Source organism: Methylocystis sp. (assembly GCF_050246715.1).
Classification (GTDB): domain Bacteria; phylum Pseudomonadota; class Alphaproteobacteria; order Rhizobiales; family Beijerinckiaceae; genus Methylocystis.
Genome location: NZ_JBFWVN010000004.1, coordinates 107,642 through 125,811, shown reverse-complemented (window position 1 = coordinate 125,811; position 18,170 = coordinate 107,642). Strand labels below are relative to the sequence as shown.

The window sequence follows — 18,170 nt, the reverse complement described above, 5'->3', positions numbered from 1 at the left end:
CAATATATTGAATTTATGAGCAAAGCCTCAGTCGTCCGGAGATCGCGACGGACTCGCGTCGAACGCCGGCTCGGTCATTTTCAATTTTGCGGCAAGGGATTGAGCGATCGAGCGTGCGGCGGTCATATCCCGGCAGAGGGCCGTCTATCGCTGGCCAACGGCGATGGAACGCCTCGCCAGTTCGCGCCAGTTACCTATGCTTCGCGGCGACGAGCGAGCCCTCGACCAGGCCGCTTGAATGGTGGGCGCGACAGGGATTGAACCTGTGACCCCTACTGCAGCGGTTCTTGCTGTGACACCAGTGTGACAGGTGGGGGCAGGACGCGGGCGCCAGCACTGCCGCCGCTGTTCAAGGACGCGCCGGTGCAGGAGGTTGTGACTGGCTGCGCAGGGAGCTGGGCCACACGCAGCGCCGTTGAGAATTGAAGACGCTCGCTAACTGGTGGTTACACCACGGCACGGCCCCTTCAGGCAGTTTTGCAAAATGGAGGGGTGGCCGGAGTTTGGCGAAGGATACCTATGCGCCGGAAGGACCCGTTAAGCGGCGACGGTTCTGAGTTAGGCGGTACGCCAGCAGGGTTGATGCGCAGCAAATTCTACGATCAAAGTTGTTCCCGCATCGCGGAGCACCTTTAGCGGGCCTCCCAGTTGCGTGGCAAAGGCTTGCATGATGTCCATGCCTAGTGAAAGCCCCTCCGTAGGGACATGTTCAATTCCTGGCCCATCGTCCCGAACCAACAGTTGAATGCGGCCCCCTTGTTGCTTCGAGAGGGACACGATGAAATGGCTGCCAAGACCGTTTGAGAACACGTGCTTCGCTGCGTTGAGCGCCGCTTCATTCACCAGCAGAGCCATGGCTGTGACTTGATCAATTGAGAGTCCTGACAGCTCATCAACATGAACTTCGACTTCAACGGGCAGATCACGGAAGGCTTCCTTTAGAAGTTCGATTAGGAGCGGCTCGAGACCGCTCTCAAGAGCGCTTCCGTCGTGAAGGCGGCGATGCAACTCTGACATGGCCCAGATACGCTCTTCGGCCTTGCTGATTGTTTGGGATGCCGCCGCAGGGTCCTTCAAGCTCCTTTGCGCATCTCTCAAAAGCGCAACAACGACCTGAAAGTTGTTGGCGACGCGATGCTGAAGTTCCCGGAATAAGTCTTCCTGTATGTGCTTCGCTCGTTCAAGGCGTGCAACGAGTTCGCATAAGGCGGCCACCATCACAATGTCGAACCCGCCGATCAATAGGAAGCTGATTAGCGCCGCAACAGCGTGGGGGTCCTCGTTCTCGAAGGAGTTGAATGGCTCTAGGAAAAAGTACCAGTTTGCCAAAGCGGAGAATAAGAGGACAAGAACGCCCTGAGACCAGCCACAGAAGAGCGTTGCCGCGATAATCGCCGGATAGAACGGCATAAACGTCGCGGGCTCGAGCCAAACCCAAAGAATGTAACGGACCAAAAGGCTCGCGCTGAAAAGCAGCGTTGCATCCATCCAGCAGCGGACTCCGTCCCGCTTCCGTGCCAATCTCGCAAAGAGATGCGAGTAGCGACGCTCAGCATGCGCCGCCAGTTCACGTCGAAAAAGATCTGGATCCGCCCACACGACGCACTCCCTTTCGCTGTAAGCGGAACAAGTATGTCTCTCAGCTGCCGATAGGCCTACGGTTCGCAATGGCCGGCGACTAGTAAATGCTAGCGCCCTGCCATGAACGAACAAGCGTAGCCGGTCGATTAGCCTCGCCAATGCCGAAGTTTCAACTGACCTTTTATCAAGCGTCACTTGTTCGCAGGCGGCTACATAGCGCGAGCTTCGATTTCACCACCATCACGGCCCTTCAGGCAATTTTGCGAAGTGGTGTGGTGGTCTGCGTTTGCCGAAGGATATCTATGCGCCGGAAGGACCCATCGCCCCTTTATGGAGGATGCTGCTCGTGGAGCCTTGATGCACCCGCTGCGCACCCTGGCCAGTCTTGGGCGCTAGTACTAAGCGGAAGCGACCTTTGCGGCGCTGGACTCGCATTCCGAGGCATCCACCTCAACCGCAATACTCAGGGACTCGGCCAAGGCCACTCGCAGTAACAGAACGGCCATTTGCTCAGGTAGTGGCTCAACCGTCGCAGCCTTGAAAGCGAGCCGCAATGCTGCGCGCACATCCCGCTGGACCGCCAACGAGGCTTGATCGTCATCGTCGAATGGATTGGTCGGAAGCATGTGAATGCCCTCCCGACTCTTTAACGAATTAACTCGTAGGTAGTTCCCTTATTTTTGCATAGCTCTACCAATAAAATCAAAGGTATGGGCATGGCTTGTTACGTAAGCGCTCGCTCACCGGCAGTCTCACCACGGCTCGGTCCCTTCAGGCATTTTCTTGAAGTGGCGTGGCGGCCTACGCTTACCGAAGGATACCTATCGATCGGAGGACCCGTTAACGTGTGTCGTGGTTCTCAGCGTGGCGGAGGAGACAACCCGCAGTCGGTCGTCCCGGCAGCACGCCAAAGCGACTGAGATGACCTCTGATAGGGGAATGTCGGCTATTTCGTGCCTCAGGTCTATCCTCAGCTCCTGCTCCCCGCGCCCATTTCAGCGCGTCTTCTCTGAGGTGAAATGTCTTGGAGACGTTGTGTGGCTCTCGTCCGACTTGAACCTGCCATTTGGACCCGCGTTTTCGCAAAGTCGCCATCTGTCGCTCCGTCGGTGTGACCAGGGCGCGACCGACTGACAAGATCGAGGAGTGCTTGCTTTAAAGAGGGCCTGGAAAACCATTCAGGATCAAAACCTTGAATGGTGGGCGCGACAGGGATTGAACCTGTGACCCCTACGATGTCAACGTAGTGCTCTCCCGCTGAGCTACGCGCCCTCGGGCCCAGTGGGCCGGAGCGCCGTCTATAATGGCGTACGTGGCGCCGCGCAAGCGTCCCCTGCCTGCGACGCTGTGGGTCGCCCCTCAGCGCAAGTCTCGGAAAAAATTGACATTCGGTAAAGGCCGCAGCTTTTCTGTGCAAAAGATTTGTGACGTTGCGCGATTTCAAGTCTTGCGACGAGCGCGCTTTGTGGCAGACTTATTACTGTTCCCGCTTGTCGGAGCGGAGAGCAGTTAAGGAGGTTTCGCATGTCCTTGCAGGGCCATATCGTCGAACTCCAGCGCCGCCATGAGGCGCTCAAGAAGGAGATCGAGGAGGAACAGCTGCACCCCCACGCGGACGAATTGAAAATAGCGGAACTCAAGCGCAAGAAGTTGCTGATCAAGGACGAACTTGCCAAACTGGCGATCAGCGAAACGCGCCATTAGATCACGCCGCGTCTGGGCGAACCCACACGCAATCACGCGATCGGTTCAAAGCTTCGAGCGCGCATGATGCGCGCTCGGGCGTCTCCCACTCAGTTCACAATCTGTTTGCGCCACGGGCGGAGAGATCTCTCCGCCTTATTTTTTGAAGCAGTCGCGCCGCGGCGCGCGATTTGCGAGACCTCGTCCTGATGCCCGTTACAGAGCTTTACCGCGCCGAGACGCTGCATGAAGGCCTCGGCGAGCCTTTCTTTGACCTTGTCGAGCCTGCGGCCTTTCCGCAGCATCGACTTCGCTACCGCAATCAGCGCTGGGCCGCGCGGGTCGGATTGGACGGCCTCAGCGACACGGAATGGATCGAGCATTTTGGACGTTTTACGCCACTGCCGGGCGGGTTCGCGCATCCCCTGGCGCTGCGCTATCACGGGCATCAGTTCCGCGTTTACAACGCTGATCTCGGCGACGGGCGCGGCTTCCTTTTTGCGCAATTGCGCGATTCCGAGGACGGCCGGCTGCTCGATCTCGGCACCAAGGGTAGCGGTCAGACTCCCTGGTCGCGTCGCGGCGACGGACGGCTGACGCTCAAGGGCGGCGTTCGCGAGATTTTGGCGACCGAAATGCTCGAGGCTCTTGGCGTCGACACATCCAAAACCTTCAGCCTGATCGAAACCGGCGAGGCGCTCACGCGCGGCGACGAGCCGTCGCCGACGCGCTCCAGCGTGCTGGTGCGCCTGTCGCATTCGCATATCCGCATCGGCACCTTTCAGCGCCTCTCCTTCCATGACGACACTGCGGCAATCGACCGGCTCATCGAATATGTTTGCCGCCACTATTTTCCCGCCATCGCGGATTTGCCGGCGCCGGAAAGAGCCCTCGCCTTTCTCGAAGAGGCGGTCGCCCGGGTCGCCAGGCTCGGGGCGGGCTATATGGCGTGCGGCTTCGTTCACGGGGTGCTGAATTCCGACAATATCAACGTCACCGGCGAGAGCTTCGACTACGGACCATGGCGCTTCGCACCAGTCTATGACCCGAAGTTCACCGCCGCCTATTTCGATGAAATCGGGCTTTACGCCTTTGGCCGCCAGCCGGGCGCGCTCGGCTGGAACCTGTCGCGGCTGGCTGAGTGCCTGATTCACCTCATCGGACTGAAGCCCGCCGAACAGGTTCTCGTGACCTTTCCGAGCCGCATCCAGCAGGAATTTCGAACCGTGCTGCTCGATCGGCTCGGCCTCGCTTCAGCCGGCGACGAGGCCGACGCCGCGCTGGCGAAAGCCTTCGTCGATTTTCTCACAACGACGAAAGCGCCGTTCGAACAATGTTTCTTCGACTGGCGCGGCGGATTGGCGTCTGCCGAGCGCGCCGAACGCAGCCCGTCGGCGGCGCACTATCTTTCGGAAGCGTTTGCGCCGATCCGCGCCGCTTTCGCCCAATATCGGCCGGCGCCGAATGTGCGGCTCAATCACCCCTACTTCCAGCGGCCGGCGCCCTGTACCATGCTCATCGATGAGGTGGAGGCGCTCTGGGCGCCGATCGCCGAGCGTGACGACTGGGCGCCGCTCTATGCAAAAATCGCCGCGATCGAGGAGATGCGAAGCGCCTATGAGTCTTAAACGAGCAATTCGCTTGAACGCCGCTGGCCTGCGGCGTGATAATTACGCTCCAGAGCAATCGATTCTCGAGCGCTTAGGAGCGGTCCAGGGCGGCCTTCGATGAACGACGCCAGCGAGATCGACATCAGCGCCATCCGCGCCGAAGTGGAGCGGTTGCGGCTGGAACACCATGATTTGGAGTCCGCGATCGGGGCGCTGCTTGCCGTGGGCGTCGCCGATCAGCTTCAGATCCAGCGTCTGAAGAAGCGCAAACTGCTGCTGCGCGACCGCATCGCCTATCTCGAAGACCAGCTCACGCCCGACATCATCGCATAGATTGCGCTGCATTTGGGCGGAACCGCTCAAATGCAGACAATGCGATCGATTGCAAAAGCATAGAGCGCGAAGAGAACATGAGCGTCAGCTATTCGGTTTCGATTGACGTTCCGCTGCTTGAAGAGGGGCTGCGCTTTTATCGCGACGGCTTGGGACTTGCCGCATCGGACTGATGCACAGAAATCGCCGCGGCGGCCCATCCGCCTGACGTTTGTGGGACGATCCCAAGCGTACGATTTCGAACGAATCCTGCGATGACCCCCATGTCGTTAGATCGACGTGGCGGCGCGCCGGACGGAAGTAGAAAGAGACTGCGGCCTTGTGCTAGATTCCAATTATGAAACCGTCGCTTGCCCTTGAAATTTATCGCGAAGAAATCCGCCGAATCGTTGCTGCGAACCGGGGATTGAATCCACGCGTCTTCGGTTCCGTCCTCCACCATGAGGACACGGAGAGCAGCGACCTCGATTTGCTGATTGACGCTGCGGAGGGTTTCAGTCTGTTCGATAGGGCGGCAATCGCCGTTGCGATCGAAAACCTCACACACACAAAAGTCGATGTCAGGACCCCCGAAGATTTGTCGATGAAGTTCCGCAGCAGGATCGTCGCGGAAGCAAGACCCGTATGACAGGGAAGAAAGCGTTACGGATTCTCGATTACATCGAGCATATCATTGTCGCCATCACGCGCATCGAATCCTATGTCGAAGGACTCGATTGTGCGGCTTTTATCGAAAATTCGCTTGTTCAAGATGCGGTCATTCGCAACTTCGAAATCATTGGCGAGGCCGCAAATAAAATCAGAACCGTCGACGATGGGTTCGCGCAGCGGCATCCACGCCTTCGATTCGAACTCGCCTACGCAATGCGTAATGCGCTCGCACACGGCTATGATTCCGTCAATCTATCGACCGTATGGAACACGATCCATAATGACCTGCCGGCCATGAAACAGCAATTGATGGAAATTCGGCTTACCCCAGAAGATGAGGGTTAGAGAATCCTCGTGAATGTGCTCGGGAAAAATCAAATCACTCCGCGATTTTTGTCGGTGACGCTATGAATTCTGGGCATGCCTGCACAGAAGGGGGACAAGCGTCCTGACTACCCCGTTGGGTCCGCCCATTGCGTTCTGCAGCGATCGACCGCCTGACGCGGCGCTTCACGACTTCTTCGGCAGGAAGCCCAAGGCGCGCAGCAGCAACGGCATGGTGAGGCCCTGAACCACGATTGAGAAGCCGACAACTGCGAAGGTGGTGGCGACGATCACGTCGCGTTGCGGCAGACTATCGGGCAGAGATAGCGCCAGGGCGAGCGCGAGTGCGCCGCGCAAGCCGCCCCACCACAGCACATGCTGTTCGCGAAACGTGATTTTCCATCGCGACACGAGAAACAATGAACTCAGCGGATAGACGACGATGGCGCGCGCGCAAAGAACTGTCGCGATCGCCAGGGCCAGCGGCGTAAATCCCACAGAGGCAAAGGGAATAGTGGCGACGTCCGCGCCAATCAGCAGAAACACTACCGAATTGGCCAGGAAGGCCGCGAAATCCCAGAAGGACAGCACGAATTCCCGGCCCCTGAGGCTGATGTAGCCGCCTTCCTTCTCGCTCAAAATCCCCAGATTGCCCATGACAAGACCAGCCGTCACCGTCGCCAGCACGCCGGAGACATGAAGATGCTCAGCCACCAGGAAGGAGCCGAATGCGGCGATCGTGGTCAGCGCCGCTTCGACCAAATGCTCGGACGTGCGCAGCGAGACCAAGATGGCGCCGCCGCCAAACAAGCCGCCGACCGCGACTCCGCCGAGCACGATTTTCGCCAGGGTCATCACAATCATCGCAGCGCTCTGATCCGAGCCGCCGCTTTGCGCAAAGGCAAGCGCCATGACGAAAAGCACCGCCGCCGCGCCGTCGTTGAGCAGACTTTCGCTTTCGACCAGAAGCCGCATGCGGCCCTTAATTCTATTGTCTTTGAACATCGCGATGATCGCGACCGGATCGGTCGCTGCGATCAGCGCGCCGAAAACCATCGCCGAAAGCAGCGGCCAGCCGAAAGCGGTCATCGATATCGCGACGAAGACCGCGGAAATCAGCGTTCCGGCGCCCGCGAGCGCGAGCAGAGGCAGCGAGTCTCGCATCAGCTCGCGCCAGGAGAGCGTCAGCGCCGCCTCGAACAAGAGCGGCGGCAAGATCAAATCAAAAATCAGATCATGCGTCAGATGCGGCGCCAACTCGGCGTTGGACAGAGCGACGACGGCGCCGACGATGACCAGCCCGACGGTATAAGGCAGCCTGATCTGACGCGCGGCGATTGCGACCAACATCGCCACGGCCAGCACCGCGACTGCTTGCCTCAGACCTTCATCCATGACGCCACCGCTCCGCTCAAAGTAAATCTTGCATGGTTCTTTAGCCGCGCGGTCCCGGTTCGCGAAGCAAATTCGGTCCGCCATGGCGACGATGGCGCGCTTGCCTATCAGGGAACCATCGTCTATGCCGCATGGCTTCCCTTGTAGAGGAAGCAAGAGTGGGCAAGTCCAAACCGCCCGTCGCCGTCATCATGGGGTCGCAATCCGACTGGGCGACGATGCGCCACGCGGCCGAAACGCTGGCGGCGCTGGGCGTCGCCTGCGACGCGCGCGTCATTTCGGCCCATCGCACCCCCGATCGCCTGTTCGCTTTCGCTAAGGGCGCCGAATCGGAGGGCTTTGAAGTGATCATCGCCGGCGCCGGCGGCGCCGCGCATCTGCCGGGCATGACCGCGTCGATGACGCCGCTGCCGGTGCTTGGCGTGCCGATCGAATCGGACGCGCTGAAGGGCATGGATTCGCTGCTCTCGATCGTTCAGATGCCGGGCGGCGTGCCAGTGGGGACGCTCGCGATCGGCAAGCCCGGCGCGATCAACGCCGCGCTGCTCGCCGCCGCGATTCTGGCGCGCGCCGACAGAGCGCTCGCCACGCGACTGTCGGAATATCGCGCGCGCCAGACGGACAACGTGGCGCTGACGCCGCGCGACGGCGCGTGATGCTGCCGCCAGGCGCGACAATCGGCATTCTCGGCGGCGGTCAGCTTGCACGCATGCTGGCGCTGGCGGGCGCCCGGCTCGGGCTGAAGGCGCACGTCTTCTCCCCCTTCCCCGACGACCCCGCCTTCGACGTTTGCGCGGCGCGCACGCGAGCCGAATTTAACGATGAAGCCGCGCTCGCCGCATTCGCCGAATCCGTCGATGTCGTCACTTACGAATTCGAGAATGTTCCCGCCCGCACGGCGCAGGTGCTCGAGGCGCATCGTCCGGTGCGGCCCAATCCGAGAGCTTTGGCGCTGACTCAGGACAGGCTTATCGAGAAAGAGTTCGTCCAGAGCCTGGGAATCGCCACCGCCGACTTCGTCGCGGTCGACAACGCCGGCGCGCTTCCCCGCGCCGTCGCGCGGCTCGGCCGCAATTCGATCCTTAAGACGCGACGTTTCGGCTATGACGGCAAGGGCCAGACCCAATTGCGCGACGGCGGCGACCTTGCGGTCGCATTTCGCACGCTCGGCGGCGCGCCATGCATTCTCGAAAGCGTGGTGCCCTTCGCGAAGGAAGTGTCGGTTGTCGCCGCGCGCGGACTGGATGGCGAATTTCGCGCCTATGACGTCTGCGAAAACCTCCACGAACAGCACATTCTGGCGTGGACAATAGCGCCCGCCGAAATCGCCGACGCAACCGCGTCGGCGGCGATCGATATCGCCAGGCGCATCGCCGAGGCCGCGCAATATGTGGGCGTGATCGCTGTCGAAATGTTCGTGGTCGTCGATGAGGGGCGCGAAACTCTCCTGGTCAATGAAATTGCGCCGCGCGTGCATAATTCCGGACATTGGACGCTCGACGGCGCGCTGACCTCGCAGTTCGAGCAACATATGCGCGCGATCGCCGGCTGGCCGCTCGGCTCGACGCGGAGTCGCGGCCGCGTCGAAATGCGCAATCTGATCGGCGACGAGGTCAATGCATGGCCGGAACTGGCGCGCGAGGACGGCGTCTGCCTGCATCTCTATGGCAAGAAGGAGACGCGCCCCGGCCGCAAAATGGGCCATGTGACGCGCATTCTGTAGCGCCCGCGCTACCGGCCGCTCGGTCCTCGCCGAAGCGGCAGCGCGCGTCTCACGTCATGTCCGCCATTCCCTTGCATCATGACCCAATGAATATGCGTTGGGATACAACCTTAACTGTCATTTGAAGGAGCCGGCAAACTTGGAAGCCTGCCGGCCGCCGCAGCGCGGACGCTGGAGCACGCACGGGGCGTTTTGGTTTTCAGCCTGGCTTTGACGCCAGCCGTGAACTTTCTGTTTGCACTGTTTCGATCATTTTGCACGACGGCGTGATTCTTGTGTTACGCAGCCATCATTGGGACCAACAGTCTGACGATACTCGACAAAGCCTAAACGGACGAGGGTCGGAGGCGTCAATGAATGCGCTAGATTTTGACCAGGCGGCGGACGAAACCATCCGCGAAAACGATGTTTCGACGCTTCGGCCTGCCCGTGAGCGCGACGAGGTCGTGGCCGCGCTAAATCTTGTGTCGGAAACAGCGACGGCGATCAAAGCATTCGAGGAACAGGCGGCCCAAGCGCTAATGCGCGCCCAGGAGGTCGCCGACGCCGTGAGGGAAGATTTGGGCCGCGCTGAGCTGCGGGCCGAGCGCGCAGAGACAATGCAGCGCTTGTCCGAGGCTCACGTCGAACAAATGTCCGCCACCATCGAGCAGGCGCATCAAGAAATTGAAGTGCTGCAATCACAACTCGACTCCAAGATTGCAGAGTTGGCGGCATCGGAACGGCGGGCGGACGATGCAGAGGACGCTATCGAGCGAATCATGGATGTGATCCGCGCGCGCACCCTCCCGGTAAATTGAACATCCTTTCAGAGTAAGCGCGGGCCTATCTAGGCCTACGTCCAAAACGAATGAAAAAGCCCGGCGCGAACCGGGCTTTCTCTTTGACGAAATGAAACGCTTGGGGTTCGTTCGTCAGTATTTCGCAATGACCGGAGCCGCGCCGAAATTGAAGTGGTAGTTCACGCCGGCGCGGACGATGTGCCCGTTGAGGCGTTCTCTTCGCTCATATCGGATTCTTCACGCTGCTCGCTTGTCTAGCGGCTCCGGCTCCCTGGCGCTGCGGCGGGAGAAGTAGGTCAGCCGAGATCGATCCAACGTAAGGCTATTTCATTCTCAAAACTGCATCGGATATTCTGCGCGCGATTTGGCGGAGATTCGCATGTATGTGCCCTATCAAACCCTTGCCGTCATGCTGTTGGTCGGCCTCGTCGCTGGATGGATTGCTGCAAAGGTCGTGACAAAACATGGCATGGGGATCGCCGGCGACGTGATTGTTGGAGTGATCGGCGCTTTCATCGGGGACTGGCTGCTGCCCCGGCTCGGCGTTCATTTGGGGGCGGGACTCGCGCTTACCGTTTTCAACGCTACGGTCGGAGCCATCGTCTTGCTCGTGCTGGTTCGCGTGATCCGAGCCGTTTGAAGCGAGCTTGGTGGCGTCGATTCCAAGCGGGCAAGAGCGACGGGCGCTCAGTCCATCGCATCACGCCTCACGCCATCTCACCAAATCTCAAGCTGCAAGTTGGAGCTGAGAAGGGTCAATCTGTCGCCAACGCTCGCCCATGTCCGGCGACGCCTTTTCCGTATTCTTCCGCATGCTGGGCTTTGGCGACCTAAATACGGAGTCAACCAATTGATTTTATTGGCGCGCCCAAGGGGATTCGAACCCCTGTTTTCGCCGTGAAAGGGCGACGTCCTAGGCCTCTAGACGATGGGCGCGGGGTGCGCTGTCGCGTCGCGGCGGCGCGAGGGCTGTATAGAGGCGCGGGCGGCGCAAGACAAGGCCGGCGCTCGGCGCCACGGCGCCGCACGGCTTCGCGTTTGCGCCAAATTCGGCGAGGCCCTAAAGCATCGCTCCCATGCTGACGATCAACGATCTCGTCTACCGGCTCGGCGGCCGGCTGCTCTTCGACCATGCCGGGATTTTTCTGCCGGGACGCTGCCGCGCCGGCTTCGTCGGCCGCAACGGCGCCGGCAAGACGACGCTGTTTCGGCTGATCAGCGGCGAGATCGCGCCCGAAAGCGGGACCATTTCGCTGCCCTCGCGCACAAGGCTCGGACGCGTCGAACAGGAGGCGCCGGGCGGCCCGACGGCGCTCATCGACTTCGTGCTGGCGGCGGACCTCGAGCGCGCCGAACTCATCGCGCGCGCCGAGGCCGCGCATGATCCCCATGACATCGCCGACATCCAGACTCGCCTCGCCGACATCGACGCCCATTCCGCGCCGGCCCGCGCCGCCGCCATTCTGCACGGGCTCGGCTTCGACGCGGCGGCGCAGCTCCGGCCTTTGTCGGAATTTTCCGGCGGCTGGCGGATGCGCGTCGCGCTGGCGGCGGTGCTGTTTTCCCAGCCCGACCTGCTGCTCCTCGACGAGCCGACCAATTATCTCGATCTCGAAGGCACGCTGTGGCTTGTCGATTATCTCTCTCGCTATCCGGCGAGCGCGATCGTCATCAGCCATGACCGCGATCTGCTCGACGCCGTCGCCTCTCATATTCTGCATCTCGAGCGCGGCAGGCTGACGATTTACAAGGGCGACTATTCTTCCTTCGAAAAGCAGCGGCGTGAGGCGCAGCTTCTCGCCGCCAAGGGCGCGAAGAAACAGGAAGAGCAGCGCAAACATCTGCAGGCCTTCGTCGACCGTTTTCGCGCCAAGGCGACGAAGGCGCGTCAGGCGCAGTCGCGCCTAAAACTTCTTGCCAAAATGGAGCCAGTCGCGGCGATCGTCGACGACGCGATATTGCCGATTCACCTCCCTTCGCCCGAAAAGCCGCTGTCGCCGCCGATCATCGCGCTGGAGAAAGCGTCGGTCGGCTATGGCGATCGCGTGGTGCTGTCGCGGCTCTCCTTGTCGATTGCGAATGACGATCGCATCGGCCTGCTCGGCGCCAATGGCAATGGCAAATCGACCTTCGCCAAATTGCTTGCCGGACGGCTTCCGCCCTGCGGCGGCGAGATGGTGCGCGCGCCAAAGCTCGATGTTGGATTTTTCGCACAGCATCAGATCGACGAATTGAACGAGAGCGAGACGCCTTACGCTGTCTTGGCACGGCTGATGCCGGGCGCTGCGGAAGCGCGCATTCGCGCCCGCGCGGCGCAGACCGGATTTTCCGGCGCGCGCGCCGATACGCCGATCGCCAGTCTTTCCGGCGGTGAAAAGGCGCGGCTGTTGCTCGGCGTCGCCGCCTTTAATGCGCCGCATCTTCTGATCCTCGACGAGCCGACGAACCATCTCGACATCGACAGTCGCGCCGCGCTGATCGAGGCGATCAATGATTATGAAGGCGCCGTCATTCTGGTTTCGCATGATCGCTATCTGCTGGAGGCCTGCGCCGATCGGCTGTGGCAGGTCGATGACGGAACGGTGCGCGCGTTCGACGGCGACATGGACGATTACGCGCGGCTGGTGCTGTCGAAATCGCGCGATGATGACTCGAAGCAAGCGCCCCTCGCGCCGGCGCAAGACGCGCTAAAGCAAGAGGCACCAAAGCGCCGCGACGCCGGCCAGACGCGGCGCAAGCTCGCCGCCGCCGAGGAGCGCGTCGAGAAATTCACCCAGCTTCTCGCCCGCGTCGACGAAGCGCTCGCCGCCCCCGACGCCTTCGCCCGCAATCCGCAAGAGGCGGCGCGTCTGGCGTCGCAGCGCGAGGAATTGGCGGTCGCACTCGCCGCCGCGGAAGAGCAATGGCTGGAGCTTGCGGCGGAGGCGGAAGCTTAGAGCGCCGCACGCCAGATAATGCCGCTTATCGCAATAAAATCAGGATTGATTCTGGCGAACGCCGCACTATCAACGTAGAGTTATCTGGTTGCTACCGCATCGGCTGGGAACGGCTATGCTCGAGACTTGCGGAAATAAACCAGCCAGCCAACCCGGCGGCGGCGCATGACTGAGCCGGGACTAGGCCACCGACCAGCAGCCGTCTCGCTCACAGCGCCAGACGCGCTGAGCGAAGCTTCACTGGCGTCTGCGATTGTCGAAACCATCGTCGAACCGCTTTTGGTCCTGGACGGGGGGCACCGCGTCATTTTGGCGAATCCCGCCTTCTGTCGTCATTTCAAAGTAGAGCCTACGGAAACTCTACACCGTACAGTCTATTCTCTCGGCGATGGACAGTGGGATATCGTTCCATTGCGGAAGCTGTTGGGCGAAGTTTTGAGCGAGAACTCCAAGATCAGTGGCTTTCGCGTCGAGCATGAATTCCCGTCGATCGGAAAGCGCATCATGTTGCTGGACGCCAACCGAATACGACGCGACAGCGAAAGCGACGCGATCCTCCTCGCCATCAACGACATCACAGAGTGCGAGCGCGTGCGCTTGGAACTAGAAGGCGAAAGGGATTTCGCCGAAAAACTCATCGATAGCGTTCGAGAGAGCATATTGGTGTTGGGGGGGATTTGTGCGTCCATTACGCCAATCAGAATTTTTACGATCGTTTCATGGTGTCGAAGAAAGAAACCGAAGGCGTTTTTGTCTGGGAACTCGGTAACGGCCAATGGAACAGTTTCGACGACTTCGCAATAGAACATGAGTTTGAGACGATCGGTCATCGAACGATGCTGCTTAACGGACGCCGTTTAGATAAGCTGGACCTCATTCTTCTGGCCATTCGCGATATTACCGAGTTGCGCCATCATGAGGCGCGCCAATCGGCGTTGTTGGGCGAGCTTCAGCATCGCGTCAAAAACATCCTTGGCAAAGTGCGCTCGATGGCGAGGCATACGCGAAGGGGTCACCACAGCTTAGATGAGTTCATCGAAGCTTTCGACGGACGGCTCGATGGGCTCGCAAGGACGCAAGACCTGGTGCTGACGGCGCCGTCCGGCACGATTCAGCTACGCGACATCGTAGTTGCGGAGCTAACGGCGGGCGGCGCGGAACTAGGATTGCATTTCACGGTCGAAGGCCCAGCGGTCGCTCTTTCGCCGCGCGACGCGCAGGCGATGGGCATGACGATCCATGAGTTGACGACAAATGCCGCCAAGCACGGCGCTCTCAAAACCGAAAAGGGACGTATTGAAATCAGTTGGCGCGTGGATCAAACGGAAGGAGGCCAGCAATTGAAGTTTGGTTGGCGAGAACACGGCGTGAAGGTCGAGGACGTTGCGCCTGCCAGAGGGTTCGGGACGGAGGTCATCGAGAGAAACTTGGCTTATCTGTTGGGTGGGAGCGCGCGCCTTGCCTTCACTCCGGGCGGCGCTGACTATCGACTGGAGTTTCCCTTGCCATCAGTAAACACGGGGAAGAGCGATGGGTCAGCTCCTTAAAGGTCATCGCATCTTAATCGTAGAGGATAACTTCGTCATGGCGCTCGATCTCAGCCTGATGGTTGAGGGATTGGGAGGGGCCGTGATCGGCCCTGTGGGTCGACTCGAGGAAGGCATCGCTCTCGCACAATCCAGCGAACTCGACGCCGCAATATTGGACGTGAATTTGGACGGCTCTAACACATTCTTCTTGGCCGATGGTTTGGTGGCCGCAGACGTTCCGGTGATTTTTGCGACTGGATACGACATCAAGATGCTACCGGAGCGTTTTGCCAATATTCCGAAGCTTTCCAAGCCGTTTAGCGTCCGTACCGTCGAAAAGGCCATCCGGGAAGCTTTTTCGGATCGTTTGTAGAACTTCCGTCGTCATGAGACCAAGACGCAAGCTATGAAAACGCAAAAAATGCATTGGTTGTCGAGACGCGTTGGGCGAGGCGGGCCACGAAAAGTCAATCAACTCGCGTACCGCAGCGTGTCGTAAATGGCCTACGGGATCAAATCTCGGAATTCCTGGTGTCTTTGGACATAATCCGCGACAAAGGAGCAGTCGCCCCTAACCTTCAGCCCCCGAGCGCGGGCGAATTCCAGGGCGTTGCGGATCAGCTCCGATGCGACGCCTTGGCCGCGCAGTCGCGGCGGCGTCTGCGTCGAGGTGAAAACCATGACGCCATTGTCGATGCGGTAATAGGCGAGCGCCGTGTCGCCATCGACGTCGAGTTCGAAGCGATTGAGTTCGGGGTTGTCGCGCACGCTTCCCCAGTTACGTCTGGCTGCAGGTTCGCCTTTAGCCTTGCCCATCGCCTCGCTCATGCCGGCCTCCCTGAGACTTCACCTCCCGAAATGGGCGCGCGCCGCCAAAAAGGAAAGACGCCCGCGGCTTGCGTTTTCCGCCCTGCCGGGGTTCAAAAGCCCAGCCCGCGCCATTCGCCCGGGCGGCGGACGGGCTATGCTCGCCGCTCCCGAATCGCCCAGTTGGACCCCACATGCGCCTTTCCCGCTATTTCCTGCCGATTTTGCGCGAGACCCCGAAAGAGGCCGAAATCGTCTCGCACCGGCTGATGCTGCGGGCGGGCATGATCCGGCAGGAGTCGGCCGGCATCTACGCCTGGCTGCCGCTCGGGCTGCGGGTCTTGAACAAGATCAACGCCATCATCCGCGAGGAGCAGACCCGCGCCGGGGCCATCGAATGTCTGATGCCGACCATTCAGCCCGCCGATCTGTGGCGCGAGTCGGGACGCTATGACGCCTATGGCAAGGAAATGCTGCGCATCGCCGACCGCCATGACCGCGAGATGCTCTATGGCCCGACCAATGAGGAGATGATCACCGAGATTTTTCGCGCCTCGGTGCGCTCCTATAAGGATTTGCCGCTCAATCTCTTCCATATCCAGTGGAAGTTTCGCGACGAGGTCCGCCCGCGTTTCGGCGTGATGCGCTCGCGCGAGTTCCTGATGAAGGACGCCTATTCCTTCGATCTGACCGCCGAGGCCGGCCGACATTCCTATAACAAGATGTTCGTCGCCTATCTGCGCACCTTCGCGCGCATGGGCCTGACCGCCATTCCGATGGCGGCCGAGTCAGGTCCGATCGGCGGCAACAGCCATGAGTTCATCACTCTCGCCTCGACCGGCGAGAGCGAGGTCTTTTGCCATAAGGATTTCCTCTCCTTCGCGCCGCCGCCCGCCTCGATCGATTTCGACGACGCGGCTGCTCTGCAGGGAATCGTCGACCAATGGACCAGCCGTTACGCGGCGACGAGCGAGATGCACGACGAAGCGGCCTTCGCCGCCGTGCCGGAGGAGGCGCGGCTCGCGGCGCGCGGCATCGAAGTCGGCCATATTTTCTACTTCGGAACCAAATATTCCGAACCGATGAAGGCCGTTGTCAACGGTCCTGACGGCAAGGAGGTCCTGGTGCAGATGGGGTCCTACGGCATCGGCCCGTCGCGACTGGTGGCGGCGATTATCGAAGCGAGCCATGACGACAATGGCGTCATCTGGCCTGAAGCCGTCGCGCCATTTCACGTCGGCGTCGCCGATCTCAAGGTTGGCGACGCGGCGACGGGCAAGGTCTGCGCCGATCTCGTCGCCCAGTTCGAGAACGCCGGCCTGGACGTGCTGCATGAGGACCGAGACGAACGTCCCGGCGCAAAATTCGCCACGCTCGATCTCATTGGCCTGCCCTGGCAGGTTCTCGTCGGTCCCAAGGGCCTCGCCGAAGGCAGGGTCGAGGTGAAACAGCGCCGCACCGGCGAGCGCGAACTGCTTTCGCCTCACGACGCCGTCACCCGCATCGTCGCGGCCGTCAGACCGGGGCAGGCATGAGCGAAGCGGCGCGGCCGGCGAAAGGCGCCGGCGCTTTCTCGGCCTTCGAGTGGACAGTGGCGCTACGCTATCTGCGCGCCCGTCGCGCCGACGGCTTCGTCTCGGTGATCGCCGGATTTTCCTTTCTCGGCATCATGCTCGGGGTCGCGACCCTCATCGTCGTCACCTCGGTGATGAACGGCTTTCATCGTGAACTGATGGACAAAATCCTTGGGGTCAACGGCCACGCCTTTCTTCAGGCGGTGGACACGCCCTTTACCGATTGGGAGCAGGTGTCGGCAAAGACCGCAAAGTTGCCGGGAGTCCAGCTCGCTATTCCGATGGTCGAGGGCGCGGCCGGCATATCGACGCAGTTCGGCCAGTCGGGCGTGCTCGTGCGCGGCGTGCGCGAGAAGGACCTGACGCGGCTGCCGGGCGTGGCGAGCAATGTGAAGAGCGGCACGCTTGCGGGCTTCGACAAGGCCGGCGGCGTCGCCATCGGTCAGCGGCTGGCCGAGACGCTCGGGGTCAGCGTCGGCGATCCGGTGAGCCTGCTCGTCGCCAAGGGCGTGCAGACGCCGTTTGGCGTCGCGCCGCGGATCAAGGCCTACACCGTCGTCGCGATCTTTTCGATCGGCATGTCCGAATTCGACAATGTCTTCGTCTATATGCCGCTCACCGAGGCTCAGCTCTTCTTCAACAAGGACCATGAAGCGACGGTCATCGAGGCCTTCGTCGCTGATCCAGAGAAGATGGACGACTTTCGCATCAATGTCGAAAAGGCGATCGCGCGCCCATTGATCGTCACCGACTGGCGCCAGCGCAACAAGACATTCTTCGACACGCTGCAGGTCGAAAAGAATATCCTCTTCATCATTCTGGCGCTGATCGTCGTGGTCGCCGCCTTCAACATCATCTCCGGCCTGACGATGCTGGTGAAGGACAAGACTCAGGACATCGCCATATTGCGCACCATGGGCGCGACGCGCGGCGCGGTGTTGCGGGTCTTTCTGATCATCGGCGCTTCGATCGGCGTCGTCGGCACGCTGGCCGGATTCGCGCTGGGTCTGGCGCTGGCGAAAAACCTTGACACGATTCGCGTCTTTCTCAACAAGCTCTTCGACGCCAATCTCTTTCCCGCGGAATTCTATTTCCTCTCGCGGCTTCCGGCGATCGTCGACCCGCGCGAAGTCGCGGCGATCGTCGTCATGACTCTCGTTCTCGCCATTCTCGCCTCGATCTATCCAGCCTGGAAGGCAGCGTCGCTCGACCCGATCGAAGCGCTGCGGCACGAGTAACCGC

At 60.7% G+C, this 18,170-nt stretch carries 18 protein-coding genes and 2 tRNA genes; 15 read left to right on the top strand and 5 right to left on the bottom strand.

Going from position 1 to position 18,170, the window contains the following annotated elements:
• Nucleotides 1-558: 558 nt before the first annotated feature.
• Together AB7I51_RS03675 and AB7I51_RS03670 are read right to left on the bottom strand one after the other, a co-directional pair.
• On the bottom strand, nucleotides 559-1,488 hold the full coding sequence (locus AB7I51_RS03675) for a histidine kinase dimerization/phosphoacceptor domain -containing protein (RefSeq protein WP_428403026.1): 930 nt from the start codon (nucleotides 1,486-1,488) through the stop codon (nucleotides 559-561).
• A gap of 1,290 nt (nucleotides 1,489-2,778) precedes the next feature.
• Nucleotides 2,779-2,853 (bottom strand) — tRNA-Val (locus tag AB7I51_RS03670).
• Between the two features lie 252 nt (nucleotides 2,854-3,105).
• Between AB7I51_RS03670 and AB7I51_RS03665 the strand changes: the two genes are divergently transcribed.
• From AB7I51_RS03665 to AB7I51_RS03645, 5 genes are all read left to right on the top strand, one after another.
• Nucleotides 3,106-3,285, top strand: coding sequence for a YdcH family protein (locus AB7I51_RS03665; protein WP_409979751.1), 180 nt, complete (start codon nucleotides 3,106-3,108; stop codon nucleotides 3,283-3,285).
• 188 nt (nucleotides 3,286-3,473) lie between these two features.
• On the top strand, nucleotides 3,474-4,892 hold the full coding sequence (locus AB7I51_RS03660) for a protein adenylyltransferase SelO (protein WP_428403027.1): 1,419 nt from the start codon (nucleotides 3,474-3,476) through the stop codon (nucleotides 4,890-4,892).
• Nucleotides 4,893-4,991: 99 nt separating this feature from the next.
• Nucleotides 4,992-5,207, top strand: a complete 216-nt coding sequence (locus tag AB7I51_RS03655) for a YdcH family protein (protein WP_428403028.1) — start codon at nucleotides 4,992-4,994, stop codon at nucleotides 5,205-5,207.
• Nucleotides 5,208-5,544: 337 nt separating this feature from the next.
• Nucleotides 5,545-5,835: a nucleotidyltransferase family protein gene (locus AB7I51_RS03650; protein ID WP_428403029.1), complete on the top strand. Its 291-nt coding sequence runs from the start codon at nucleotides 5,545-5,547 to the stop codon at nucleotides 5,833-5,835.
• Nucleotides 5,832-6,203 carry a HepT-like ribonuclease domain-containing protein gene (locus AB7I51_RS03645; RefSeq protein WP_428403030.1) on the top strand — a complete coding sequence of 124 codons (372 nt, stop codon included), beginning with the start codon at nucleotides 5,832-5,834 and terminating at the stop codon, nucleotides 6,201-6,203. The genes AB7I51_RS03650 and AB7I51_RS03645 overlap by 4 nt, the downstream gene beginning before the upstream one ends.
• 165 nt (nucleotides 6,204-6,368) lie before the next feature.
• Here the strand turns inward: AB7I51_RS03645 and AB7I51_RS03640 are convergent, their stop codons facing one another.
• A complete protein-coding gene (locus tag AB7I51_RS03640; RefSeq protein ID WP_428403031.1) occupies nucleotides 6,369-7,577 on the bottom strand; it encodes a cation:proton antiporter in 1,209 nt (402 codons plus the stop codon).
• 191 nt (nucleotides 7,578-7,768) lie between these two features.
• On the opposite strand from AB7I51_RS03640, the gene purE reads away from it, so the two are divergent.
• The 4 genes from purE to AB7I51_RS03620 all read left to right on the top strand — a co-directional run bounded on the left by purE (nucleotide 7,769) and on the right by AB7I51_RS03620 (nucleotide 10,722).
• Complete coding sequence (gene purE, locus AB7I51_RS03635) at nucleotides 7,769-8,233, top strand: 5-(carboxyamino)imidazole ribonucleotide mutase (protein ID WP_428403090.1); 465 nt, start codon at nucleotides 7,769-7,771, stop codon at nucleotides 8,231-8,233.
• Nucleotides 8,233-9,300, top strand: a complete 1,068-nt coding sequence (locus AB7I51_RS03630; protein ID WP_428403091.1) for a 5-(carboxyamino)imidazole ribonucleotide synthase — start codon at nucleotides 8,233-8,235, stop codon at nucleotides 9,298-9,300. Before purE ends, AB7I51_RS03630 begins: the two co-directional genes overlap by 1 nt.
• A gap of 254 nt (nucleotides 9,301-9,554) precedes the next feature.
• Nucleotides 9,555-10,100, top strand: a complete 546-nt coding sequence (locus AB7I51_RS03625; protein ID WP_428406119.1) for a hypothetical protein — start codon at nucleotides 9,555-9,557, stop codon at nucleotides 10,098-10,100.
• Nucleotides 10,101-10,461: 361 nt separating this feature from the next.
• Nucleotides 10,462-10,722, top strand: coding sequence for a GlsB/YeaQ/YmgE family stress response membrane protein (locus AB7I51_RS03620; RefSeq protein ID WP_428403033.1), 261 nt, complete (start codon nucleotides 10,462-10,464; stop codon nucleotides 10,720-10,722).
• Nucleotides 10,723-10,942: 220 nt separating this feature from the next.
• On the opposite strand, the gene AB7I51_RS03615 is transcribed toward AB7I51_RS03620, so the two are convergent.
• Nucleotides 10,943-11,018, bottom strand: a tRNA-Glu gene (locus AB7I51_RS03615).
• 140 nt (nucleotides 11,019-11,158) lie between these two features.
• On the opposite strand from AB7I51_RS03615, the gene AB7I51_RS03610 reads away from it, so the two are divergent.
• From AB7I51_RS03610 to AB7I51_RS03595, 4 genes are all read left to right on the top strand, one after another.
• The gene (locus AB7I51_RS03610; protein ID WP_428403034.1) at nucleotides 11,159-13,018 is read left to right on the top strand and encodes an ABC-F family ATP-binding cassette domain-containing protein; all 1,860 of its coding nucleotides are present in this window, start codon (nucleotides 11,159-11,161) and stop codon (nucleotides 13,016-13,018) included.
• 165 nt (nucleotides 13,019-13,183) lie between these two features.
• Nucleotides 13,184-13,822 carry a PAS domain-containing protein gene (locus AB7I51_RS03605; RefSeq protein ID WP_428403035.1) on the top strand — a complete coding sequence of 213 codons (639 nt, stop codon included), beginning with the start codon at nucleotides 13,184-13,186 and terminating at the stop codon, nucleotides 13,820-13,822.
• Nucleotides 13,738-14,565 carry a sensor histidine kinase gene (locus AB7I51_RS03600; RefSeq protein WP_428403036.1) on the top strand — a complete coding sequence of 276 codons (828 nt, stop codon included), beginning with the start codon at nucleotides 13,738-13,740 and terminating at the stop codon, nucleotides 14,563-14,565. Before AB7I51_RS03605 ends, AB7I51_RS03600 begins: the two co-directional genes overlap by 85 nt.
• Nucleotides 14,566-14,602: 37 nt before the next feature.
• Complete coding sequence (locus AB7I51_RS03595) at nucleotides 14,603-14,920, top strand: response regulator (RefSeq protein ID WP_428403037.1); 318 nt, start codon at nucleotides 14,603-14,605, stop codon at nucleotides 14,918-14,920.
• 131 nt (nucleotides 14,921-15,051) lie between these two features.
• On the opposite strand, the gene AB7I51_RS03590 is transcribed toward AB7I51_RS03595, so the two are convergent.
• Entirely contained in the window at nucleotides 15,052-15,363 is a 312-nt protein-coding gene (locus AB7I51_RS03590; RefSeq protein ID WP_428403092.1) for a GNAT family N-acetyltransferase, read from the bottom strand.
• Nucleotides 15,364-15,548: 185 nt separating this feature from the next.
• On the opposite strand from AB7I51_RS03590, the gene proS reads away from it, so the two are divergent.
• Both proS and AB7I51_RS03580 read left to right on the top strand, forming a co-directional pair.
• Nucleotides 15,549-16,889 carry a proline--tRNA ligase gene (proS, locus tag AB7I51_RS03585; RefSeq protein ID WP_428403038.1) on the top strand — a complete coding sequence of 447 codons (1,341 nt, stop codon included), beginning with the start codon at nucleotides 15,549-15,551 and terminating at the stop codon, nucleotides 16,887-16,889.
• On the top strand, nucleotides 16,886-18,166 hold the full coding sequence (locus AB7I51_RS03580; protein ID WP_428403039.1) for a lipoprotein-releasing ABC transporter permease subunit: 1,281 nt from the start codon (nucleotides 16,886-16,888) through the stop codon (nucleotides 18,164-18,166). Before proS ends, AB7I51_RS03580 begins: the two co-directional genes overlap by 4 nt.
• Nucleotides 18,167-18,170: the final 4 nt, after the last annotated feature.